We start from the raw sequence: 24,410 nt of genomic DNA on the forward strand, positions 1-24,410 counted from the left end.
GATGGGTGTGGTGATGTTGGTTTGTCTGGTCATGCTGGTTCTGCAAGTGGGAGGCTGGGTGGTGCTGAACCAGATGCATGGTGCTAAGTATGCGCATTTTCGCCATATGAAGCTGGAGGGACTGCGGCTGCAAAGACTTTCAGTCCCATTTGTACACATGATTCATGCTTCACGTGCTACTCACAGGCTGCCTTTGCTGATGTTCAAGCTCCAGCGTTCGGTGCAGAAGCTGTATGGTATGCGCAACAGCGGAGAAAAAACGATGCTTTTTCTGGCAGAAATGTTGGGTTACGGATATATGATGGCTGCTGGTGGAGCTATAATATCGCTTATGCTGGGCGGGGATGCGACCGGGCTGGTGCTCGGATTGGGACTTGGTATTCTGGTACCCATCGCGCTGATCAAGGATTTGCATGGGAAAGTACAGAAGCGGGATCAGCAAATTTTAATGGAACTGCCTGAACTGTTGAGTAAAATGATGCTTTTAGTAGGTGCAGGTGAGACGGTACAACGGGCATTGCTACATTGCGTGGAACGTAAAGGGGCGGATACGGAACATCCGTTGTATCGAGAACTGAGGCAGACGGTGGGGGAATGGGAAAGCGGCTATTCCTTTCAACAGGCATTTGAGCACCTGAGCAAACGTTGTGGCATTCAGGAAATGACAGTATTTACGACGACAGTTTTGTTGAATATGAGGCGCGGCGGGAGCGATTTCGTGATGGCTTTACGTGAGTTATCCCAGACGTTATGGGGCAAGCGGACTTCAATTAGCCGCACAAGGGGGGAGCAGGCTTCATCTAAGCTAGTATTCCCGATGGCGCTGATTTTGCTAACGGTAATTGTGCTGGTGGGCGCTCCGGCTTTAATGATGATGAATATGTAGGAGGAATAAAACGATGATGACATTAGTAACAGGCAGTATTCGTAAATTGTACAAGGGTGAGGATGGTCTGGGTACGTTAGAAATGATCCTGATCATTGCCATTCTGATTGCGGTGGCAATTATTTTCAAGGATCAGATCAAGAAAATTGTAGAAGGGCTTTTGAAAAAGGCGGATAAAAAAAGTAACGATTTTATGGATTCATAATGCTACGCAAATTGGCACAAAAAGAGGACGGGAGCTTCTCCTTGGAAGCTTCCCTCGTCTTTCCCATTCTACTGCTGGTCATTTTTGTGATGTTATTTTTTTGCCTGTACATATATCAAAAATCTATATTGGTGCAGGTCGCTGCTACTGCTTCGGAAAGGGCTGCTTACAGTTGGGATAACAGCTTCAAGGACCCGCGTACGGGAGCATTTATGCAAGGGCAACGGGATTCTCTCTATTGGCGCTTGAAGGATGATGTTATGCTGGGAGCCCTGTTTGGCTGGACCGGAGCCAACAATCAGGAAAGTGTACAGGTGCCGGGCGGCAATGGGGGAGGCTCGTTACCTGCTCAAAAGCTGTCCAATGCAGAAAATAATATGCCTGCGGGCATGCAGGGGCAGATGACATATGAGAACAGTATGATTCACCGTAAGGTGATCACAAAGTTAAATAAGATAGTGAAGGTACCTTTGTTGAATCAGTTTTTAGATCAGACAGATTTGCAAGGGGAAATGAGTTCTGGCGTGGTCGAACCTGTAGAATGGATTCGTACGGTGGAGTTGGTCCGTTATTATGGTGCGAAGTTATGGGCAGAGGATCAGGTGAAAAGGTAGATTCGGCAGTTGTAGGGAAAGTATTGATGCAATATGGTCAAAATGGTCAGTGAGAAGTAAGTAACGGGAATGTAACTGGAAAGGAGGAAGCGGGTGTTTGGTAAGGGACACAATACAAAGGACGGGGAATCAGGTGCTGTCACGGTCTTTTTAATTCTGATTTTGGCGGTCATGTTCGGTTTTATTGCTGTATTTATTGATTACGCGAGAATTGCTGCACTGCATGTGCAGACCGAACGGCTGACCCATGCGGCGGTTCGTTCAGTGATGTCTGCTTATGATCCGACATTACAACAGGAGTACGGTTTGTTTGCTTATGGCGAAGGCGGCGGAGAACAAATTATGGTCAAAGTGCTCAATGACAGCGCGCGGCGTACGGCACGTGCAGATACGCTACCGCTTATGAATATGAAGCTGGATTCTAGTTCCCTGCAAATGGAAAGGGAGCTTGGTAAATATGCCATATTTAACGAGCAGATCCGTGAAGAGATGAAGTATAAAGCACCTGTAGATTTTACATTTGAAGTGCTCGAAAAGCTAAAGCCGCTCTCTCAAAATATGAAAGAGGCTTCTCATACGGTAGATTTGCTGAAAAGGCTGCAAAAGCTGTACGACAGACGAGAGGCCAAACTGGATGACATGCTGGAGAAGCAGCGTAAGGCAGGAGCTTATATGGAAGAGGTTCGCAAGCGGATTATTAAACAGAGGGGCACTTATATGCCCAATCAGTATATATGGGACCCGCTTGAGGTTGTAGCCGATATTGCCGCTCAATATAAGCATTACGTACATGTATATGAAGATAACAAGAAGAGTGTGGACGACGTTAAAATCATGCAGATGGAAAAATATGCACGTAGAGCGAGGGCAGCGCTTGATCGCCTGCGTCAGATCATGGTTCAGGCTGGAGAAGAACATGATAAGCTGCTTCTGGAAGCCAAGGAACCGTTAAATGAGGCCCAACAGATTAATGAAGAGATGCGCAAAGTCATTGCCCAATATAAGCAGAGGGCGGCCAATGCAGGCTACGATGAGGTTTCAGCAGCCCCTACTTCAAGCGGAGCAGGCTCCAACGCAGATCCGTCGGTAGGAAGCGCACGGCAAAAAGCAGAGGATTTGTTGATTCCAGACAAGGAATTTGAGCAATGGGAAGCAGAAATCGAAAAGCAACGGACTTCTATAAATACTGCTAACAATATAATAACGAGCATGATGCGTACCTTATCTTTTTATACAGATCCATTTTTGAATGCAGATATGCTCAAGCAAGAAGTCGCATCAACGCTCAAAGAGATAGATAAATACTTGAATGCGTATGCTTGGGCGGGACCTGCCAATGTACTCGATGGTGAAGCCAAAATGATGGATACGCGACGTGGACCGGACAAAGAACGCAAGAAAATGGAAAAAGAGGCGAAAAACAAGCTCAAACAAGCCTATCGGATCATTGAGGTTCTTTCCAAAGGTAAACAAAGTGCAGAACAATTCCAAAATCTGGAGCGGTATTACAATGAAAGTATTTCGTTTAACCAGTCTACATCCAGTCCATCTGTATCCGCTGATTTGCCCTATGACACCTATGATGCAGTGGGAGCTTCCATGGATAGTATGGATGGTCTATACGGGTCGGCATCCAATTTACTGACTCAACTGGGAGACGAGTTTTACCAGAATGAATATGCGCTTTCTTACTTCCATCATGTGGATTTTAGCCGTTTTGGCAGTTTGGCCGGATCGGGTGGAAATGTGGGAAATGCTGCACAGATTTTGGGAGATCAGCTGGAGGTGAATAATCAGGAAGTTGAGTACATCCTGTATGGGTTCCATAATCCGACAGGCAATCTGGCATCCGCCTATGGAGAAATTTTCGCTATGAGACTTGCCATTCGAACAATGGAGGGATTGGTTAAAAACAGCTCAAAAGGTAATCCGCTGGTCGTTTTGGCGGCAGCTTTGTTATATGGAGTAGAAAAAGCGATAGAAGATATGATTATGCTGGCACAAAAGGGGGACGTGCCATTGTCTGATTTTCTGAAATTTCGAATGACATACAAGGATCATTTGCGATTGTTCCTGATGCTCCATAGCAATAATGAACGAAAAATGTCCCGTATGCTTGCTCTGATCCGCCTGAATACAGATGTCAATCCTGCTGAGCGGCAAACGTATGCAACGGGTGAAGTCAGGAATGGGATGAGGCTGTGGTTTCTACCTGGGGTAATGAAAATGCTCGGGACCGCCTCAAAAGAAGGCGAGAGTATTAAGGGAAGTGTGTACTATGTCACGAAAACAGCGCATTTTTCCTATTAATCGGTGTTTACGGAAAGTTTGTGGGCAGAAGCAATGTGAACAAGGAAGTATTGTTTTAGAAGCGTCACTGGTGTTGCCAATGTTTCTGTTTTTTATTATTTTTCTCATTTATATGGTTCAGATGACGCTGGTATCCACAGCCTTGCAGAACACCGCTTCAGAAGCGGTTAAGCAGGTTTCGACTAAAATCTACCCAGTTTCTCTAGCCGTGGAGGCGGCGTCCGCGAAAATAGATACAGTCCGTGAACCGATGGATGAATTGCCTAGGTTATCTGTGAGTGAATATGCAAGCCAATTCGCTGCCCAGTTGCCACCTCCAATTGGTGATTGGGTAGAAAGCGCTGTTCAGGGCGGTCAAAAGCCGATGGAGGAGCTGCGGGGGCGATTTACGGAAGCTGCACTTGACCCTGTTCTGAAGCCGATGCTAAAGCCTTTTATGGAGGAAAGCATTCTGGAGTATGACCGTATTCATGTAACGAGCATACATGTACCTGCTCTTACAGGAACTAAGGACCCTTATTTTAGAGTAGAGCTGTCGTATGAACTGCCGATGAAGGTCCCCTTTCTGTATCGCAGCATTGTGCTTCAGGCGGCGGCAGAGGAACGTCTTTGGATTGGCGACACAGGGGAGGGGACAGGTACAGAAGAGGCAACAGCGGATAAGGATGCGCAGCATTCCATACAGTTGCTCGTCAAGCCTGAACCTGCTGTGAAGGGTGTGTACAATTTGATCAAGGCCAAGGTTGAGCCTGGGAAGACTGCTAACCTTTCTGTACTTTACAAGTCGGGTGAGAGCACAGCTCAGCACTTGGGCTGGACCTCTGCCAATGTGGACGGAATTATTGAATGGAACTGGTTTGTGGGAACGAACACAACACCCGGTCAATGGAGCTTTGTGATTGAAACGGAGGACGGTCAACGTATAGAAGTTCCGTTTACCGTGGAAAAGCCAGCTGATGGATAGATAGGATCGACTCGACATAGACGGACAGGAATAACTACGATGGAAAATGATTTGGCAGTCTGCTAGTTCTATTTTATAAAGGGGGATGACGTGGATGTATATTGTATGCGGAGTTCTGCTCGCGATTGCGTTAGTTACGGATTTACGTAGCATGAAAATCCCTAATAAGCTTACATTGCCCGGCATAGTGGTAGGCTTGGTGTTCAATACTCTGCTTGGAGGGTGGCACGGTTTTTTATTTGCAGTTGCTGGACTGGGTACCGGATTTGGTTTCATGCTGATTTTGTACTGGATGGGAGCTGTTGGTGCAGGAGATGTAAAGCTATTCGGCTTGATTGGAGCATGGACTGGTGCCGCTTTTGCATGGCAGTCAGCTTTATATTCGATTTTTTTTGCAGGTATTATTGGCATAGGAATTTTGCTGTGGAAGAGGGAAACCATCATGAGACTGCGGCGCGTGGCTTTTAATTTAGGAGGATTTTTTCTATTTCGCAGCGGCAAAGCGCTGACCAGTGGAAATGAAGCGCACCTCAGGTTTCCTTTTATGACGGCAGTCATTCCGGGAGCGATCAGTGCTTATCTTTACTTCTTGCCATGACATGTCCGCTGGGGGAGATCATGCTACCTCATGGAGATAGGAAATTGTTAAGGAGGTCATGAATTGTTTGGTTTAAGCAGGGATTTTGCCCGGAACGGCGGGACATTTATGATTCTAAACAAGGAAGACGGGCTCAAGACCGATGATTTAAATTCCGTACAGACCGGAATGATGACTGGTAATCGGATTCCCGGTCTGCTGGAACTTAGAATAAAGGAAGTCGATTTTCAGATTGAGTTCCATTACGACATTTCGGGGCAACGCATGCTTTCCCAGTTATGGAAAGGTGGGAGCGTGTCGACTTCTGATTTCTACCGGATTCTTTTTGAAGTGGCAGATGCCCTCCATCGTAGCCCGCAATATATGTTAGATATCCGCCAGTTTATTTTGCACGAGGATTATATTTTTCTAAGTGGTTCAGGTACAAGGGAAACCGTCAGTTTAACCTATGTTCCTTTACGCAGTGTACAGTATGCAGGGCAAACAGGCAGTCAATTTAAGCAGATGGTTATTCGTTTAATGACTCGTGTGGCCCACTTTCAGGGAGAATATATACAACGCATTCTCGATCTGTGTGATAGAAATGAATTTGAATTGGGATTGCTAAAGGAACTGCTATTGCAAGGAATGAAGGCTGGTACAGAGAGTGCTAGCGTGCAGGGAGAAAGTATGGAAGGGCGAGCTTTTTCATCAGCCGACCCTATCATATCTGCTCATACCTCACAGGGGAACTATACAGATCGTGACGGAACGTACGGGCAAGAGCATCGGGAAACTCTGCAGGAGATTCAGGAGCTTAAACGGATCAATCGGCTCAAACCGTCCGTGAAACCAGAGGAGAATTCTGAGCTTGTAACAGAAAACGAAGTAGAAGATGTGGAGTCTGGATTGCAAAAATATAAAACGTACATTGCTCTCGGATGTCTGCTCGCTTCGGCTATTGTGTGGCGTTATATTTATCTGGATCATCCAGAGACGGTACCGTTGATCATTTCCGTGGTGCTGACCTTGGTGATTGCCGCTGTTGCTTATATAAGCTGGACGGGGAAATGGGAGCGCAATCAAGCTTCATCTCATATGTACAGCGATTCAGTACCTGTATTGGATTCGGAATGGTTAGGAACTACTTCTTCCCCAGCACATCGCAAAAATGGTCGTTATCAGGTAGATAAGCTGACCGGATTTGTAGCGGGACGTCATCATCAAGACAAGCAATCTTCCGATTCGAGTGATCAAGGGCAGGAGAGCTGGAAATGGACTTTTCCAAACTCAGAATCTAAAAGCGTGGGAAATCGAGTTACGGAAGATAGAAAGAAAACTTCAGTGAATTTTGACTTACACGAGCCATCGTGGAAAGGTGCGGAACGGGGAAATGAATTGGAAGCTAGTGATACCAGTGAAGCTTATTATAAGTCTCTCTCTGGGGTAACGGAGCTGCTAAATGCTGCATCTAAGCAGGAAACGATGCTACTTCGTCCAGATCAAGAGATACAGATTTCACCTGTTCAGCAATCACCCATTGCTTGCCTGGATCGCAAGCCACCAGGTAGTGGAGGGACCGAGCGCATCCAGTTGCAGCCAGACCAATTCGTTGCAGGCAGCTTTATCATCGGGAGGGATCCGCAATTGGTCCAGTTTGTGGAGCATACGGATGGAGCTTCCCGTTCTCATATTGAGCTTTGCATAGTTACAGGAGGAGATAGCCACATTGTTAAGGATCTATCCTCGACGAACGGAACTGTTCTGAATGGAGAGCCTATGGTGCCTTATAAGGAGTACACAATGAAGGATGGAGACACTTTTAAAATTGCTGGAGTCTCTTATACTTATAGACTGGATTCTTTTAAATCCTCTAATGCATCATAAATGAAGGTTATATGGATATTTGTCAAGAAGAGGCCTGTTATATTCAGGGCTTCTTTCTTTGTAATAGGGGGCTATTCATAGGAATGAAATGGAGCATCTTAAAAACTTGCAGTCTGCTTGAGAGATTGTGTCTGACTAAAAAAAGAACCCTAAGCTGGCAGTGACACTACCTACCAGCCTGGAGTTCCTCTTTTTAATTTCAATGCTGTTTTTGGGAAGAATGGAGTTCCTCAAGAGCGTCCTTAAGTGCAGGATAGTTAAACTTAAATCCGTGCTCCAGCGCTTTGCGCGGTATTACCTTTTGACCATCCAATACAAGCGTGCTCATCTCACCAACTAGCTTTGAAACGAGAATGCTGGGGACGGGAAACCAGTGCGGACGGTGATATACCGTAGCTACTGTCCTCCCAAACTGGTCGTTCGTCAAGGGATGTGGTGATGAAGCATTCACTGCCCCGACGATTTCCGTCGTATGGATGCAGTACGTGATCAGACGAACGATATCTTCAATATGAATCCAGCTCATCCATTGATGACCACTGCCTATTTTGCCGCCGAATCCGAAGCTGTAAGGCATTTTCATGAGGGGGAATGCCCCTTTTTTTCTGTCCAGCACAAGGCTAATGCGTAACTTAATTAAACGGGCATCAGAAGGGTAGGCATTGGCGGCTTCCTCCCATTGCTCAACCACCTGAGACAGAAAATCTCCCGAACGACGAGGGCTCGTTTCATCGAATGTTTCGGTCAGGGAAGTACCATAGGCGGCAACAGCCGAAGCCTGAATGATAACTTTCGGTTTTTTTTGTAGAGCATTCAATGCTTGAGCCAAACGGGCAACAGATAGCAGTCGTGATTGAAGAATTCTTTGTTTGGACTTATCTGTCCAGCGCTGATTCAGCGTTTCGCCTGCTAAATTAACGACCGCATCTGTGCCTTCCAGTACTTCAGGCTTTTGTTTTAATTCGTTCCAACTCATATATTGCAAACGGGGGCTCGCTTCGTGTCCTACCAGTGGCTTGCGGGTAACGACTTTCACGGTGTATCCGTCGTCTAGCAAGCTTTTGACCAGTGCACTCCCCACCAATCCAGTTCCTCCACATACGATGATGTTCATGGAGCCAGTTCTCCTTCCGATTCACAAAAAAATACATCTGTTATAGAATATAACCCTTTTCGAGAAAAAAACTTCATATGAATGTACCTTTATACGGTTAAGGATGTCAATCCATGATTTTATTTACCCTCGTTTGACTAACATATATTCTGATGTGTACTTTATCTACGTGTTCCCTTAATAGAGTCATTTAAGAAAGCTGCCATAAAAGCTATGTTGTTTGATTTCAATAATCACGTTAAAATGATTAAATTAAAATAAGACAAGTATAACAGGATAAGGGGATGAATCAGGATCATGCTGAAAATTGGTTCTCATGTGTCCTTCTCGGACAAGGGTCTGCTCAGCGCTACAAAAGAAGCGTCTTCTTACGGGTCCAGCTCCTTTATGATATACACGGGGGCACCGCAAAACACGCGCCGTAAGCCGATGGAGTCCATGTATTTGGAGGAAGGCAAGCAGTTAATGGTTGAAAAGGGAATGGAAGATATCGTGGTGCATGCCCCGTATATCATCAACCTTGGCTCTTACAAAGAAAATACCTATGAGCTTGCGGTCAGCTTTCTTCAGGAGGAAATTCGACGCACACACGCGATTGGTGTGAAAAATATCGTGCTGCATCCAGGCGCTTTTACCGATAAGGATGCAGAATACGGAATTGGGCGTATTGCTGATGGTTTGAACGAGGTACTAAACGGCGTGAAGGAGACAGATGTTAACATTGCGCTTGAAACGATGGCAGGCAAAGGAACGGAAATGGGTCGTAGCTTTGAGGAGATTGCCTCCATTATTGATAAAGTAGAGCATAACGAGCGTCTTACGGTTTGTATGGACACCTGTCACATTCACGATGCGGGTTATGATATCGTAAATGATTTGGACGGTGTATTGGAGCAATTCGACCGTATTGTCGGCTTGAATCGCATCGCAGTTGTTCACATCAATGATAGTAAAAATCCAGTTGGCGCTCATAAAGACCGACATACTCCGATCGGATCAGGCTGGATTGGCTATCAGACTATTCATAATGTGGTGCATCATGAAGCACTTCAAGGACGTCCGTTTATTTTGGAGACGCCATGGATTGGTAAGGAAGCCAAAACTCAGCGTCCGATGTATGAGGTTGAAATTGCCCTGCTTCGCGGAAATGTAAAGGAGCGCTTTGGGGATGAGTTTTTGGGTCAGGTAGAGCAGCTGCATTCGTTTTTCAAAAAACAGGATGTGGACGTCCGTAAATTTGTGCTGGACACCTGGGCTCTGCTGAAAAATGATGCCAAAGCAAGAAAAGCCGATCCACGTGAGCCGTTGGAGCGTCTGTATGACATGATAACGGAAGCAGCACTATTTCCAGATTTGAGCGAAGAACACATTAATCAACGGTTGATTGCCTGGTTTGCCGGCAGTCATTTGCCAGTGACGGTATAAGCTAAGGGGGATTAATAGCCACATGGAAATTCACGTAAAACATCAGCAAAATAGCACTCTATCAGCCCATGAAAACCGCGCGCGTATGCTTGTATCTTGTCCAGACGGACCAGGTATTGTAGCGGCCGTGTCCCGTTTTTTGTACGAGCATGGGGCCAATATTGTTCAATCTGATCAATATACAATGGACCCGTCCGGCGGTATGTTTTTTATGCGTATTGAATTTGATCTACCGAATTTGAGTGCAACCCAACCACAGTTGGAGCAGGATTTTGCCGCTGTTGCTGAGCAATTCCGTATGGAGTGGACGATTTCTGCGGTTAGCCGCAAGAAAAAACTGGCTATTTTCGTTTCCAAAGAAGATCACTGTTTGGTAGAACTGCTGTGGCAATGGCAGGCAGGAGATCTGGACGCGGATATTTCATTGGTGGTTAGTAATCATCCGGATATGAAGGAGTATGTGGAATCGTTTGGCATCCCATATCACCATATTCCGGTAACCGCCGATACTAAACCGGAGGCGGAGCGCCGTCAACTAGAGGTCATTGGCGAAGACATTGACGTTATCATTTTGGCCCGTTACATGCAGATTATTTCTCCCAAGTTTATTGAGCATTATCGCAACCGAATTATCAATATCCATCATTCCTTTCTGCCTGCATTCGTGGGTGGGAAGCCATATGCCCAAGCCTATAATCGCGGTGTGAAAATTATTGGTGCTACTGCGCATTATGTAACTGAAGAATTGGACGGCGGCCCGATCATTGAGCAGGACGTGCAGCGGGTAAGCCACGGAGATGATGTAAATGAGCTAAAACGGATCGGTCGCACCATAGAGCGGGTCGTTTTGGCAAGAGCCGTGAAGTGGCATGCAGAGGATCGTATTCTGGTTCATGAGAACAAAACGGTCGTTTTTAACTAATCCTAAAATTTTAGAAAAAATTTTGTGAGTATATATTTTTTGTTGAACAAAGCCCGTCGCAAAACGGGCTTTGTTTTTTTATATAAGGATTTTGCAAAATTCGATTCCAGTCGCTCCGAAGTGCAAGATATAGACGAACTAAACCATTTCGATCTATATCTTGTTCATTGGAAGTCGCTTATGGGATTTTTGAAAAATCCTCATGTGAGCTATTTGCCTTATAAACGGTCAGTACATAATATTTTTTGTGATTTTATAATTTTTTAAATGAGGTTAATACATTACGGGTATATTTATATGAGGACTCGGTACAACATTTCCACAATCATCTTTATAAACGATCTGGCAAACTTTCACGGCAAATGGTACAATACTTAAGAATGTATAAGTCATATTGAAACATTCAAGCAGATTCACTCACTTCAATAGACATCGTTTCTATATCGGACGGTGGTGTTGGAGAGTATGACCGAATGCAATTGACATACTTTATACAATATGAGGAGGCAAACCATGACTGACCAGAATCAAGCGATTCAAAAGGATGAAAACTCCACGATCGACAATTTGTCCATCACAACTATTCGTACGTTGGCAATTGACGCCATCGAGAAAGCAAACTCGGGACATCCTGGTATGCCGATGGGCTCCGCGCCAATGGGATACCAACTTTTTGCTAAAACGATGAATCATAATCCCGATCAACCTACGTGGGTTAACCGTGACCGTTTTGTATTGTCCGCAGGACACGGTTCCATGTTGCTATACAGCCTTCTGCACCTGAGCGGCTATGATCTTCCTATGGAAGAACTGAAGCAATTCCGTCAATGGGGCAGCCTTACACCGGGCCACCCTGAGTTTGGGCACACTGCTGGTGTAGATGCTACAACTGGACCTCTGGGACAAGGTCTCGCAATGTCCGTAGGTATGGCAATGGCTGAAGCTCAACTGGGTGCAACATATAATAAAGACGAATTTAAAGTTGTAGATCACTTCACGTATGCAATCTGCGGCGATGGCGATCTGATGGAGGGTATTTCCCACGAGGCTGCTTCGTTGGCTGGTCGCTTACAACTGGGCAAGCTGATTGTATTGTTTGATTCCAATGATATTACACTGGACGGCAAGCTTAATCTGTCCTCTTCCGAGAGTGTTGCCAAACGTTTTGAAGCTTACAACTGGCAAGTACTGCGTGTAGAAGATGGTAACGATCTTCCAGCCATCCAAAAAGCCATTGAAGAAGCGCAAGGCGACTCGACACGCCCTACGCTGATTGAAGTGAAGACAGTTATCGGCTACGGAAGCCCGAACAAACAAGGTAAAGGCGGACACGGTGGTACTCATGGTTCCCCGCTGGGATCAGAAGAAGCCAAGCTGACTAAAGAATTCTACAAATGGGTATACGAAGAGGACTTCCACGTACCACAAGAGGTTCGCGAGCATTTTGCTAAAGTAAAAGAGCGCGGTATCGCGGCGAACAAAGCATGGGATGAACAGTTCGCGAAATACAAAGCAGCTCACCCTGATTTGGCAGCTCAGTTCGAAACAGCTGTAAACGGTGATCTTCCAGAAGGATGGGATCGTGATCTTCCGAAATACACGACTGGAGACAAAGCCGTTTCGACTCGTGTAGCTTCTGGTAATGCTCTGAACGGATTGGCTCCAAACGTACCTTTCCTGACAGGCGGATCTGCCGATCTGGAGAGCTCCACGATGACACATTTGAACAACCTGACGAACTTTACGCCAGAAGACTACGCCGGCCGTAACATCTATTTCGGTATCCGTGAATTTGGTATGGCTGCTGCGATGAACGGTATGGCGTTGCACCAAGGTGTAAAAGTATTCGGCGGTACATTCTTCGTATTTACAGACTATCTGCGTCCAGCCGTTCGTCTGGCAGCTCTGATGGGATTGCCTGTAACCTACGTTCTGACTCACGACAGTATTGCTGTAGGTGAAGATGGTCCGACTCATGAGCCGATCGAACAATTGGCTTCCCTGCGTATTATCCCGAACTTGACAGTAATTCGTCCAGCGGACGGTAATGAAACTTCTGCTGCTTGGGCTTATACGCTGGAAAACAAGAAAAACCCGGTTGCTCTGGTATTGACTCGTCAAAACCTGCCAATCCTGGCTGCTAGTGCTGAGCATGCACGCGAAGGTATCAAACGTGGTGCTTATGTGGTTGCAGATGCAACAGACGGCAAACCGGTTGCTCAAATTCTGGCTACAGGCTCCGAAGTACAATTGGCTGTTAAAGCTCAGGAAGCACTGGCAGAACAAGGTATTCAAGTACGTGTTATCAGCTTCCCAAGCTGGGATCTGTTCGAAAAACAAGACAAAGCATACAAAGATTCCGTTCTGCTGCCAGAAGTGAAAGCTCGTTTGGCTGTAGAAATGGCGTATCCACTGGGCTGGGAAAAATATGTTGGCGACCAAGGCGACATTCTCGGTATCAGCACATTCGGCGCATCCGCACCTGGCGACCGTGTGATTAAGGAATACGGCTTTACAGTAGAGAATGTTGTTAGCCGTGTGAAAGCTTTGTTGAAATAAAACACTGAGCATCTAAAACAGACAGTCGTAACCTGAGAAAGGCTTACGGCTGTTTGTTTCATACAGTTGATGCTCTGCAATGAAATCACTATTAAATTCCAATCTATAGGATGCGGTGATACAGTGTGTATTTTCATACTGAAGCTGGAATCAAATCTATGTTATGATGCACCAATATTCATTCAACCATTGAGAGCAGATGAGGGGATAACGAATGACACAGTTCGATGGAGTAAGCGTAGTTAAAAAAGCAAACGTTTATTACGATGGTCAGGTTACAAGCCGTACAGTCATCCTAGGTGACGGCAGTAAGGTTACACTGGGTATTATGCTGCCAGGAACGTATGAGTTCGGCACGGATTCCCGTGAGATCATGGAGATTTTGGCAGGGGATTTGAGAGTGTTGCTTCCAGGTACTGAGGAATGGCTAGAAATACAAGGGACGGCAACCTTTCACGTACCTGCAAAGTCTTCATTCAAGCTGGAAGTACGAAGTGTAACTGATTATTGCTGTTCTTATCCCGAATAATAAGCTAAAACGGGTAAGCACACTCAGCCTTCAAGCCAAGTGTGCTTACCCTAAAGCTCTGCCATATGTACACAGGCACAACAGTATGGTTACAAAGAAAGGTGCAGCTTATTCGAGAGGTTGACCACCAATGGTGTGGCCAATCCATGCTTCGTATGTCTTCACGACAGCGGATAGGTCTTCATCGCCGTAGCCTTGTGTTTGCCCGGCTTGAAACAGGCTTTTGGCAATGGATAACATAGGTGCAGGGATGGACAGGCTGTCTGTTAGTGAGGAAGCAAGCTTCAAGTCCTTAAGCATCAAGGCAAGTGAGAACTGGTTGCTAAAATCATGTTCAATGATTTTACGCCCTTTCAGGTCAGCGGCCTTGCTGCCTGCCGATCCAAGTTGTACCAATTCAAGGAAGCTGTCTGCCGGGATGCCGGATTTAGCCGCGATAGCAAAGCCTTCAGCCAGAGCGAGGTTATGAATACCCACCATCGTATTATGAGCGAGCTTGGCTACGGCCCCGCTGCCATTAGGTCCCATATGAAGTACCTTTTTGCCCAGGGTATCAAAAACATCTGATTGTGCCGCAATGGCTTCTGCATTACCGCCAACCATGAACACAAGTGTACCGTCTACAGCAGCAGGCTTACTGCCTGTTACGGGTGCATCAATGAAGGAGCAGCCCAGCTTGTCCGCTTCGGCGGCCAGTTGTTTGACCAGTTCAGGTGAAATCGTACTGTTGTCCATCACGGTCATGCCAGCCGTAAGCCCGGCAAACACGCCGTCATCGCCGTAATAGATGTCACGAATGGAGTGATCATCGCTGACCATGGTAATGACCAAGTGCTGACCTTCAGCTGCTTCACGAGGAGTTGAAGCTGTACGTGCGCCTTGCTCTGCCAGTGGTTCGCAGCGCGAAGCGGTACGATTATAAACTGTGACTCCGAATCCCTGCTTTAGCAGATTGGATGCCATCGGGGCGCCCATGGTGCCCAGTCCGATAAATCCGATGTTTTTCATTGCTAATCACCTTTCTTGTTGGAAGTTGCCGTCCGATGCAGATTGCGAGTTCGGCTTGAAATGAATATAAAACAGGTTGATCTCAGTTAATTGTAGCATGGGCATGCTACCCTATCTACAGGAGGGGCTGTCAAGCACAGGATACACAGGTAACGCAAGCTTGTCAGGCCCAGCAAATTAAAGTATCCTATTCCTAAGTCCTTATGTTCGTATTCATGGTCTTAGTAATACCAAACAGGAGGTTCCAAACATGTCTAAAAAAGTTATTTTTGATTACACTAAAGCACTCTCCTTTGTAGGTCAGCACGAAATTGATTATTTTGCAGAGCCTATCAAGTTGGCTCATGAGCAACTGCACAACCAAACCGGTGTAGGTTCCGATTTCTTGGGTTGGATTGACCTGCCTACTAATTATGATAAAGAAGAGTTTGCGCGCATCCAAAAGGCTGCTGCTAAAATTCAAAGCGATTCCGAAGTACTGATCGTAATCGGTATCGGCGGTTCTTACCTTGGAGCACGTGCTGCGATCGAAATGCTGTCGCATTCTTTCTACAATGCGCTGCCTAAAGATCAACGCAAGGGTCCAGCTATTTATTTTGCAGGCAACAACATCAGCTCTACATATGTGAATCATCTGTTGGAACTGATTGAGGGTAAAGACTTCTCTGTGAACGTCATTTCCAAATCAGGTACGACAACAGAGCCAGCGATCGCATTCCGCGTATTCCGTGCAGCTCTGGAGAAAAAATACGGTAAAGAAGAAGCACGCAAGCGTATTTATGCAACGACGGATAAAGAACGTGGCGCTTTGAAAAAACTGGCTAACGAGGAAGGCTACGAATCCTTCATTATTCCTGATGATGTGGGTGGTCGTTACTCCGTGCTGACAGCAGTAGGCTTGTTGCCGATTGCTACTGCAGGCATTAACATCGAGGAAATGATGCAGGGGGCGGCAGACGCTTCCAAAGAGTACAGCAACCCGAATGTAGCTGAGAACGAGGCTTATCAATATGCAGCCGTTCGTAACGCTTTGTACCGCAAAGGTAAAGCAATTGAAATTCTCGTAAACTATGAGCCGTCTCTTCATTTTGTATCCGAGTGGTGGAAACAGTTGTACGGAGAAAGCGAAGGCAAGGATTACAAAGGCATTTATCCTGCTTCTGTTGATTTCTCGACAGACCTGCACTCCATGGGACAATTCATTCAGGAAGGCAGCCGCAACATTTTCGAAACGGTAATCCAAGTAGAAAATGTACCTAGTCACATCACCATCGAAGCAGATGAGGATGATCTGGACGGACTGAATTTCCTGGCAGGCAAAACTGTGGATTTTGTAAACAAAAAAGCATTCCAAGGTACATTGCTGGCTCACACAGACGGACAAGTACCGAACTTGATTGTAAATATTCCTGACTTAAGCCCTTATTCTTTCGGCTATCTTGCTTATTTCTTCGAAAAAGCTTGCGGCATCAGCGGCTACCTGTTGGGTGTAAATCCGTTCGATCAACCGGGCGTAGAAGCTTACAAGAAGAACATGTTTGCGCTGCTCGGCAAACCAGGCTTCGAAAAAGAAAAAGCTGAGCTTGAAGCGAGATTGTCTGAATAAGAGTGCTGTAATCTCTGATGCGAAACAGGATTTCGGTCAGAAGTGTTATAGTGTATAGCATCAATTAAAGTACAGGAAAGCAGTTCACCAGCTGCCAGAAGCGGGGGACTGCTTTCTTGTAAAATGAAGTAAGGAAGGTTATACGTGTATGTTGGAACAATACCGAACCGTACGCGGTGCCGGCAACAAGGAAATTGTGATTCGAAAATCCCGTTTTATCGGCCATATTCAGCCTGTTCAAACTGAGGAAGAAGCAACTGCTTTCATAGAACGCATCAAAAAAGAGCATTGGAACGCTACCCATAATTGTTCTGCTTACATGATTGGCGAAAGAGACGAAATCCAAAAGCAATCGGATGACGGAGAACCGAGTGGTACGGCTGGAAAGCCTATTTTGGAGGTGATCCGCAACCAGAAGCTGAAAAATGTCGCTATTGTTGTTACCCGTTACTTTGGTGGGATTTTGTTGGGAGCAGGCGGTCTGATTCGCGCGTATTCAGATGGTGCTGTTGCAGCAATCGAGGCAGGGGATGCAATTACACGTGTGCTGCATCGTGAAGTTTTTGTAGAATTGGATTATACCTGGTTGGGCAAAGTGGAAAATGAATTACGCAATCGCAGCATCCGCACTGGAGAAACAATGTTTACGGATAAAGTTACCTTAACCTGTCTGCCGCTGGCTGGTGATGCGGAATCCTTCAGCAACTGGATAACAGACTTGACGCAGGGGCAATCGCTTGTGTCGGAGGGAGAGCAGCTTTACTTTATTGAAGGGGAATAAATAATATGGCTAGAAGAGCAGTAGAACAGGAGTTGTCAAGAGGGCGGATTCTGGAAGCGGCCAGGCACTTGTTTATTACCAAGGGCTACCGTGCGATTTCAATGCGCAGCATTGGCCAGCATCTGGGTTACAGTCATGGTTCGTTATATTATCATTTTAAAGAGAAGGCTGAACTGTTCTATGCCATTGTAATTGAAGATTTTAATACATTGCGTGGGATTCTACTGCAAGCAGCAACAGGTACGCCTGATGATGGCTTGAGCAGGCTGGAGTACTTGATGCTGGAATTTATCCGTTTTGGTTTGGAAAATCCATATCAGTACGAAATTATGTTCATGATGCACGATGAAGAACTATTTGCATACTGTCGCACAGAGCAAAACCGTTGTGTGGAACTATTTGCGTCCATGATCCGTCAAGAATTGAGTGGTCAGGGGCATTCGGAGGAAGATTGCTCAAGGGTACCGAAAAGCCTGTTTTTATCCATGCATGGCTTTGTATCATTTTATATTCAGGACGGTTTAACATTTGAAGAAATTAGGCCCGCTGCCTTAGCACATGTAAAGCTGCTGTGCAGACACCTATGAGCGTACCTGCATTCACACACTTCAGCCATGAACATGTAGGGTGCTTTTCTGGGTGTATGCACTTCATGACGGTGACTTATCATTACGGTACTTTGCGAAAGCGACTAAGGATTTAACAGACGATGATGCATCCAGTAGGAAAACATCATGGTCTGTTTTTTTACCCGGTCTGTCAGCCCTTCATGATCTTTACATGGTATTGGCGTCTACGTGGTCCGTCGAATTCACAAAAATAAAGTCCCTGCCATCGTCCGAGCAACAGCTTTCCATCATGGATGATGATCGTTTGTGAGGGGCCTGTCGTAATGGATTTTAGGTGGGAAGCTGTATTTCCCTCCATATGGCGATATTGGGGATGTTCCCACGGATAGACTTCATCTAGTCTGAATATCACATCATGTTTGACATCTGGGTCTGCATTTTCATTAATGGCGATGCCGGCTGTCGTGTGTGGACAATAAACAAGTGCGGTTCCTTGTTGTACCCCGCTTTTTTCGATCAATGAAGCAACCTCTCGTGTAATATCGCGCATTTCATCTCGCCGTGTAGTGGATAATTCTAAAGTATGCAACAATAACTCCATCTCCTTTCTTCTTAATACTTTACCCTTTTAATTCCTAAGATAATATATAGTTGACGAAAATTACTTTCCTTTGATAAAGTATCACATAAGAAAAAACATAGTATATACATTGGAATAATTAAATGATTTCAAATGAGGTACGTGCTTTGCGGGAAGCAAGGCTGCTGCTGTTCCTGAACAGGTCCAGAAGCGGAAAGGAAGTGTACGGATATGCATGTGGAAGTAAGAGGATTAAACAAGCATTTCGGTAATTTTCATGCAGTAAAGGACGTATCTTTTGATATTCAGGCGGGCCATCTTATTGGCTTACTCGGTCCAAGTGGTGGGGGGAAAACCTCCATTCTTCGCATTTTGGCGGGTCTGGAGCAACCGGATGCGGGAGAAATTCATTTTCATGGAAAAAGGGTAAACGAGCTGTCCCCGCAGGAACGTGGAATCGGATTTGTATTTCAAAACTATGCTTTGTTCAAGCACATGAGCGTCTACGACAATATTGCCTTTGGCCTGAAAGTGAAAAAAAGCTCCAAAACCCGCATCAAGGAACGGGTCACAGAGTTGGTCGAACTAACGGGGCTCAAAGGATTTGAGCATCGTTATCCGCATCAGTTGTCAGGTGGACAGCGACAGCGGGTTGCCTTTGCGCGTGCTTTGGCACCAGAGCCTCAATTGCTGCTGTTGGATGAGCCTTTTGCAGCTATTGATGCCAAGATTCGTCAGGAGCTGCGCACCTGGCTGCGAGAGTTGATTGAGCGGGTGGGTATTACTTCAATTTTTGTCACCCATGATCAGGATGAGGCGATTGAAGTAGCGGATGAAATTATGGTGATTAATCAGGGACGACTGGAGCAGAAGGGAACACCTTGGGATATTTATAAAAAACCGGGTACTCCGTTCGTGGCTTCCTTTATTGGGGAATCTACGGTGATTGAACAGGCAGGCAGTCTCAGAGGCTTCGAAGAAGCTGCTGGACTGGGAACACGTGCCTTGATCCGTCCAGAGTATATTGATGTCGGGCCAAGCGAGGAATTTACGCTTCTGTCGGCGACCGAGGAAGGCACAGTGAAGCATTTGCATTTTCGTGGAAGTGAGTGGATGGTTGAAGTACAGGTCGGGGATCATCGTCTCATGACATACCGCTCGCTGGAGAAGTCTACGCTGGAACCTGGTCAGCAGGTGCGAGTGTTGGTGCATCGAGCCTATCTCTATAATGACCAGTCCAGCTGGATGGTGGAAAACCGCCTGAAGGAAGATCCAATGCCTATCATCATTTGAAAATAAATACGATCACGCATGAGGGGATGTCTGGCCGGATTTCACGGCTTTGGGCATGCTCCTTTTGGCGTTGACGCTGGAAGGATTTACGCAGATGATTTACGTAGAATCGGTCTGTTCGTTATAATAGTAGTAAAAAGACCCAGATAGATAGGAGTTAAACCATGAATCGGCTTATTTTTCTTGGCACGGGGGATGCAATGGGGGTTCCGCGTGTATATTGTGATTGTCTCGTATGCACAGAAGCTCGCACGACAGGGGCGAATGTAAGATTGAGATCGTCTGTGCTGATCGAAAGCGAGACGGAGGATTTTATGATTGATTGTGGCCCGGACTGGCGCAGACAGCTAGAATTGCGCGGTCTGCGTTTTATCCCTACGATCCTTGTGACACATGCACATTTTGACCATATTGGAGGATTACCAGAATGGGCAGATGCCTGTCGCTGGACTGGGAACAGAGGTCGCTTGTACGCGCCACAGGAAGTGATCGACACGATCTTGCGTCAATTTTCCTGGCTCTCTGGAAACTTGGATCTTATTCCAGTAGACCAGGGAGCACAACTTGGCGGATGGAATATCCGGGGATGGCGTGTGAATCACGGGAAGAACGGATATGCCTACGCTTATCGTCTGGAAAAGGACGGTTTCTCGTGGGCTTACTGTTCGGATTCGATTGGATTGAATGAGGCGGAAATTTTGCCCTTGCACAATCTGAATTTGCTCGTCCTGGGAACGAGTTTTTATCATGAGGAGGCCGAGTATGCCACCCGTTCCGTATATGACATGCTGGAGGCTCAGGAGCTTATAGGAAGGCTTAAACCCGAAAGCACAGTGTTTACACATATGTCCCATGATGTAGATGTCACACGCAACTATGGGCTTCTGGAAGGGATTAGCTTGGCACACACCGGCATGAGTTTGCCGTTAGAATAAAGGTGACCTTTACCTTTACATCGTTTGACTGATACGTAGAAGTGTGGAGATTCCTTCTTTGATTTGTAGCTCGTTGGCGTATGAATAGGACAGCCGTACATGCGTTTTACCCTCTGCGCCGATGGGATCAAATACATTGCCGGGGACAAAGGATACAGACTCTTGTAAACTTTTGGCAAGTAATTCATTAGGTTTCAACGTAGAAGGCAGCTGGAGCCACAGGTTGAGTCCCCCTGCCGGGCTGGTCCATGTCCAACCGGAGTCGCGGAGACTGTCTTCCATCGTTTCCTTACGAATCTGGAGCGCGATACATAGCTTTTTAATATGCTGCTGCATACGTGGAGATTGAAAGTATTCTAAAAACAGCTTTTGATTCAGCAGTGGCGATCCATTGTCCACTAACGCTTTGACGTTCAACAGGCTGTTCATGAGCTGTGGTCGGCAGGTCACGGCTGCGATTCGTAGACCGGGTGCGACATATTTACTGTAACTTCGAATGTAGACGACGCTTCCCGAAACATCATAGGCGAAAATCGGAGAAGGGGGCTTTTGCCCAAAGCTAATGTCATAGGTGCTGTCATCCTCAACAATGAGGCAGCCATAGCGCTCGGCTAGTTCAGGCAGTCGTTTGCGCTGCTCATCGGGGACCGTAAAGCCCGTCGGGTTGTGGAATGTTGGATTCATATAAAAGAGGCGTGGTTTTTCCGTTTTCATGCACCACTCAATCTGGTCCATATCATAACCTTCTGGTCGAATATCAGTCATAGTCAGACGTGCGCCTAGTCTACGGAATATTTCCATAGCGGGGCCATAGGCGGGGCGTTCGATCAATACACGGTCTCCTGTACGGAGCAGAGATCGGCCAATTAAATCAATGGCTTGCTGTGCTCCGGAGGTAATCAGCACTTCATCCGGTGATAAAGCAAAATGCTTATCCACGCTAAAATGCTGCGCCATGGCCTCCCGAAGCTCGGCATCACCTTGCACAGCGGAATAGGTGGCCGCTACTTTCGGATGCTTTTCAAATACCTGAATCATTAGCTCTCCCCAAAATCGGTTGGGCAGGAGAGAGGGGTCAATCAGCGCTTTGGAAAACTGGAAATTCGCATTCACTGATTGAACGCGGCTAAGTCCATCCATTCCTCTCCATGCTGAAACTGACGGATCATCTGCCGCATGGGCAGATTCGGAGTGAATCGTGAGGTCAATGGACGAATGTCCCGAGTAGCCAGCATATTTTGCATGCCGAGTCGCTTGGGAAGCATGAACGTAATATCCTGATTTGTCCTTTACATAGACCAGTCCCCGTTGCTTCAACTCCTGATATGCCCGGAAAACAGTTAGCCGATGTACACCCAGCTCCTGAGCCAAGCTTCGTACGGACGGCAGCTTCATGTCTGTTTGCCAATCCCCGCGATCAATCCGCACAGTTACATAATGGATAACCTGCTCATACAGCTTTAAGGCATGATCGGCTGCAAAGAGTAGTTCGCTGTTGTTCTTACTCATGCTATCCACGCTCCTTTCTGTGTATTGTACTATATAGCACTTCAAAAACGTATACAACTGTTCTGTAGTTATACATCTGTTCTGTTCGTCTCCCTGTATGCTTAAAAGCAACTGAAGGGAGAGGGACGTATCATGATAGGTATCGCGTTTACAGTAATGTGTCTTATTTTTGGCACAACGTTTTTGGCCATAAAAGTGGGAGTGGAAGCCGGACTTCCGCCATTCCTATCGGCAGGTGTACGTTTTTTCGCGGCAGGGGCGATATTGTTCATTGCTATGAAGCTGACCGGAAAAGTACGATGGTCGTTATTATGGCGTAAGGAAATGTTGCTGATTGGAGCAGGAACGACCTTCGGTACATTTTCAGCCTTGTATTGGGCAGAGCAATATGTCAGCTCGGGGATCGGAGCTATTTTGTCAGCTACCGGGCCGATGATGATCGTCATTTTGCAATCTGTACTGCTACGGCAAAAAACGTCACGGATTACGGTCGTTGGCTGCATGATCAGCTTTCTTGGTGTGGTGCTGGTTGTGCTGCCCGGATTGGCGGTTCAGATCAGTGGTCTGTGGCTGGCGGGATGCCTTGTCATTTTGCTGGGGGAGCTGTGTTATTCCGGGGGAGCTCTTTATTCCAAGCGAGTGATGGATGTATTTCGTGAAACGAACCCGATTGCCCTGAATGCGGCCCAAATGATCCATGGGGGATGGATGCTGCTGTTACTGTCTGCGATCACGGAGCCGTGGAGTTCTGAGGGATGGAAGTATCTTCCTGCCATGGGGTCTTTACTTTATCTGATCCTGTTTGGTTCGATGATTGCACATACACTGTTCTACTGGCTCATGGAGCGTACAAATCCCCTGTTTCCGACGACGTGGCTGTATATATCACCGCCGATTGCGGTAGGCTTGGGAGCGTTGTTGTATGGAGAGCATGTAAGCTGGTGGATGCTGGCTGGGGTGCTGCTCATTGTGACCGGATTAATCCTTATGAACAATGGAATTATCCGTCTGGTGAACAGGCGTAAGGTACGTTCTGCTGCTTGATTATTTTAAAGGGGTCAGGTTATTATATGATCTGACAGAAAAGGCCTCCAAACTGTCGTATGTTACTGAACATGCGACGTTTGGAGGCTTTGTTGTTGTACTACTTCATTTAAGTATTATGGGAACATTCTTTATTCAACGTTGAGTACGAATTTGTCGATGGCGTGCTTAACACCGTCTTCGTTATTGCTGCGAGTGATGTAATCAGCCAGCTTTTTCAAATCAGGAATGGCATTCTCCATCGCTATGCCGAGACCAGCGCATTCAAGCATCTCATGGTCGTTCCAAGAGTCACCGATAGCAATTGTTTCCGACAGTTCACAGCCAAAATGGTTTGCAAGGAAGGTAAGCGCATGGCCCTTGGTTCCTTCATGATGCATAATTTCCAGAAAATGAGGCTTGGATTTTGTAATGTGAACTTCATTGCCAAGCAGTTCGCGAAGTTCAGGAATTAATTCATCCAACACTTCAGGCTCGTCGATAATCAGCAATTTAGGAGCCGGCTGCTCTATAACTTTACTGAATACAGGCTCTACAAAATATTCCGTGTTGTTCAGCTCCGTGTAATCTTTGATTTTCTGATTATCTTCACGTGTGTACAATTTGTCATCAATATACGTTTGCAGATGCAGATTGCGTTCCACGCAGAATTCATACAGACGACGCGCAGCCACGAGTGGAACATAACGCTCATACAGCACGTTTTCGTCCAGCAGGTTTTTAACCAAAGCTCCTTGGTACGTAATGATCGGCACGTTCAAACCAGTCTGGCGAGCAATTTTGTGTGCAGAGGCATAAGCTCGTCCAGTAGCGAGGGTAACCACCACACCTTTTGCTACAGCAGCTTCTAATGCCTGTTGTGTCGCTGGTGTGACTTCTTTCTGGTCGTTAATGAGTGTATCATCAATATCAATGGCAATTAATTTATACATATCGGTATTCTCTCCTTTATCTCTATCATGGGGCAATGTTAAAATTGTAGCTTATAATATTCAAAATGACAATATCGCAATGAAAAGGGGACGGCCCCTATAAGAGCCTGTCCCCTTATAACCACTGAAGTATTGGCTTGAAACGATGGGAAAAAGTAACG

21 protein-coding genes and 1 pseudogene are annotated in these 24,410 nt (G+C 46.2%); 17 read left to right on the top strand and 5 right to left on the bottom strand.

Going from position 1 to position 24,410, the window contains the following annotated elements; all coding sequences use genetic code 11:
- The first annotated feature begins 1 nt into the window (after window position 1).
- The 7 genes and pseudogenes from C1T21_RS05895 to C1T21_RS05925 all read left to right on the top strand — a co-directional run bounded on the left by C1T21_RS05895 (window position 2) and on the right by C1T21_RS05925 (window position 7,443).
- Window positions 2-886, top strand: coding sequence for a type II secretion system F family protein (locus C1T21_RS05895; RefSeq protein ID WP_103047587.1), 885 nt, complete (start codon window positions 2-4; stop codon window positions 884-886).
- A 13-nt stretch (window positions 887-899) separates the two neighbouring features.
- Window positions 900-1,091, top strand: a complete 192-nt coding sequence (locus C1T21_RS05900) for a Flp1 family type IVb pilin (RefSeq protein ID WP_103047588.1) — start codon at window positions 900-902, stop codon at window positions 1,089-1,091.
- Window positions 1,091-1,758, top strand: a pseudogene (locus C1T21_RS05905) (TadE family protein). The gene C1T21_RS05900 and the pseudogene C1T21_RS05905 overlap by 1 nt, the downstream one beginning before the upstream one ends.
- A 40-nt stretch (window positions 1,759-1,798) precedes the next feature.
- Window positions 1,799-4,015 carry a DUF5702 domain-containing protein gene (locus C1T21_RS05910; protein WP_103047589.1) on the top strand — a complete coding sequence of 739 codons (2,217 nt, stop codon included), beginning with the start codon at window positions 1,799-1,801 and terminating at the stop codon, window positions 4,013-4,015.
- Window positions 3,984-4,979, top strand: coding sequence for a TadE/TadG family type IV pilus assembly protein (locus tag C1T21_RS05915; RefSeq protein ID WP_103047590.1), 996 nt, complete (start codon window positions 3,984-3,986; stop codon window positions 4,977-4,979). Before C1T21_RS05910 ends, C1T21_RS05915 begins: the two co-directional genes overlap by 32 nt.
- Window positions 4,980-5,064: 85 nt before the next feature.
- A complete protein-coding gene (locus C1T21_RS05920) occupies window positions 5,065-5,577 on the top strand; it encodes an A24 family peptidase (protein WP_103047591.1) in 513 nt (170 codons plus the stop codon).
- A gap of 63 nt (window positions 5,578-5,640) precedes the next feature.
- Window positions 5,641-7,443 (top strand): DUF6382 domain-containing protein, encoded by a 1,803-nt coding sequence (locus C1T21_RS05925; protein WP_103047592.1) that lies wholly within the window; start codon window positions 5,641-5,643, stop codon window positions 7,441-7,443.
- Window positions 7,444-7,642: 199 nt separating this feature from the next.
- Here the strand turns inward: C1T21_RS05925 and C1T21_RS05930 are convergent, their stop codons facing one another.
- Entirely contained in the window at window positions 7,643-8,557 is a 915-nt protein-coding gene (locus C1T21_RS05930; RefSeq protein ID WP_103047593.1) for a TIGR01777 family oxidoreductase, read from the bottom strand.
- A 297-nt stretch (window positions 8,558-8,854) separates the two neighbouring features.
- Here C1T21_RS05930 and C1T21_RS05935 point away from each other — a divergent pair, with 297 nt between their 5' ends.
- From C1T21_RS05935 to ppnP, 4 genes are all read left to right on the top strand, one after another.
- Window positions 8,855-9,982, top strand: a complete 1,128-nt coding sequence (locus tag C1T21_RS05935; RefSeq protein WP_103047594.1) for a deoxyribonuclease IV — start codon at window positions 8,855-8,857, stop codon at window positions 9,980-9,982.
- Between the two features lie 22 nt (window positions 9,983-10,004).
- Complete coding sequence (gene purU, locus C1T21_RS05940) at window positions 10,005-10,904, top strand: formyltetrahydrofolate deformylase (RefSeq protein WP_103047595.1); 900 nt, start codon at window positions 10,005-10,007, stop codon at window positions 10,902-10,904.
- A gap of 513 nt (window positions 10,905-11,417) precedes the next feature.
- Window positions 11,418-13,463: a transketolase gene (gene tkt, locus C1T21_RS05950; RefSeq protein WP_061829554.1), complete on the top strand. Its 2,046-nt coding sequence runs from the start codon at window positions 11,418-11,420 to the stop codon at window positions 13,461-13,463.
- Between the two features lie 214 nt (window positions 13,464-13,677).
- Window positions 13,678-13,992, top strand: coding sequence for a pyrimidine/purine nucleoside phosphorylase (gene ppnP / locus C1T21_RS05955; RefSeq protein WP_013309288.1), 315 nt, complete (start codon window positions 13,678-13,680; stop codon window positions 13,990-13,992).
- 108 nt (window positions 13,993-14,100) lie between these two features.
- Here the strand turns inward: ppnP and C1T21_RS05960 are convergent, their stop codons facing one another.
- Complete coding sequence (locus C1T21_RS05960) at window positions 14,101-15,000, bottom strand: NAD(P)-dependent oxidoreductase (RefSeq protein ID WP_061829552.1); 900 nt, start codon at window positions 14,998-15,000, stop codon at window positions 14,101-14,103.
- 250 nt (window positions 15,001-15,250) lie between these two features.
- Between C1T21_RS05960 and C1T21_RS05965 the strand changes: the two genes are divergently transcribed.
- The 3 genes from C1T21_RS05965 (at window position 15,251) to C1T21_RS05975 (ending at window position 17,974) form a co-directional block, all read left to right on the top strand.
- A complete protein-coding gene (locus C1T21_RS05965) occupies window positions 15,251-16,606 on the top strand; it encodes a glucose-6-phosphate isomerase (protein WP_013369975.1) in 1,356 nt (451 codons plus the stop codon).
- Between the two features lie 148 nt (window positions 16,607-16,754).
- A complete protein-coding gene (locus C1T21_RS05970; protein WP_023987635.1) occupies window positions 16,755-17,387 on the top strand; it encodes a YigZ family protein in 633 nt (210 codons plus the stop codon).
- 5 nt (window positions 17,388-17,392) lie between these two features.
- The gene (locus tag C1T21_RS05975; protein ID WP_029516378.1) at window positions 17,393-17,974 is read left to right on the top strand and encodes a TetR/AcrR family transcriptional regulator; all 582 of its coding nucleotides are present in this window, start codon (window positions 17,393-17,395) and stop codon (window positions 17,972-17,974) included.
- Between the two features lie 172 nt (window positions 17,975-18,146).
- Here the strand turns inward: C1T21_RS05975 and C1T21_RS05980 are convergent, their stop codons facing one another.
- A complete protein-coding gene (locus C1T21_RS05980; protein ID WP_103047597.1) occupies window positions 18,147-18,548 on the bottom strand; it encodes a secondary thiamine-phosphate synthase enzyme YjbQ in 402 nt (133 codons plus the stop codon).
- 219 nt (window positions 18,549-18,767) lie between these two features.
- Between C1T21_RS05980 and C1T21_RS05985 the strand changes: the two genes are divergently transcribed.
- Both C1T21_RS05985 and C1T21_RS05990 read left to right on the top strand, forming a co-directional pair.
- On the top strand, window positions 18,768-19,829 hold the full coding sequence (locus C1T21_RS05985; protein ID WP_103047598.1) for a sulfate/molybdate ABC transporter ATP-binding protein: 1,062 nt from the start codon (window positions 18,768-18,770) through the stop codon (window positions 19,827-19,829).
- A 164-nt stretch (window positions 19,830-19,993) separates the two neighbouring features.
- Window positions 19,994-20,764 carry an MBL fold metallo-hydrolase gene (locus C1T21_RS05990; protein WP_023987639.1) on the top strand — a complete coding sequence of 257 codons (771 nt, stop codon included), beginning with the start codon at window positions 19,994-19,996 and terminating at the stop codon, window positions 20,762-20,764.
- A gap of 15 nt (window positions 20,765-20,779) precedes the next feature.
- Here C1T21_RS05990 and C1T21_RS05995 read toward each other — a convergent pair whose 3' ends face one another.
- Window positions 20,780-22,273 (bottom strand): aminotransferase-like domain-containing protein, encoded by a 1,494-nt coding sequence (locus C1T21_RS05995; RefSeq protein ID WP_103047599.1) that lies wholly within the window; start codon window positions 22,271-22,273, stop codon window positions 20,780-20,782.
- Window positions 22,274-22,405: 132 nt separating this feature from the next.
- On the opposite strand from C1T21_RS05995, the gene C1T21_RS06000 reads away from it, so the two are divergent.
- Window positions 22,406-23,317 carry a DMT family transporter gene (locus C1T21_RS06000; RefSeq protein ID WP_103047600.1) on the top strand — a complete coding sequence of 304 codons (912 nt, stop codon included), beginning with the start codon at window positions 22,406-22,408 and terminating at the stop codon, window positions 23,315-23,317.
- A gap of 131 nt (window positions 23,318-23,448) precedes the next feature.
- On the opposite strand, the gene C1T21_RS06005 is transcribed toward C1T21_RS06000, so the two are convergent.
- Complete coding sequence (locus C1T21_RS06005; protein ID WP_023987642.1) at window positions 23,449-24,249, bottom strand: Cof-type HAD-IIB family hydrolase; 801 nt, start codon at window positions 24,247-24,249, stop codon at window positions 23,449-23,451.
- Window positions 24,250-24,410 lie beyond the last annotated feature (161 nt).

The organism is Paenibacillus sp. F4, from assembly GCF_002894905.1.
GTDB classification, from domain to species: domain Bacteria; phylum Bacillota; class Bacilli; order Paenibacillales; family Paenibacillaceae; genus Paenibacillus; species Paenibacillus polymyxa_B.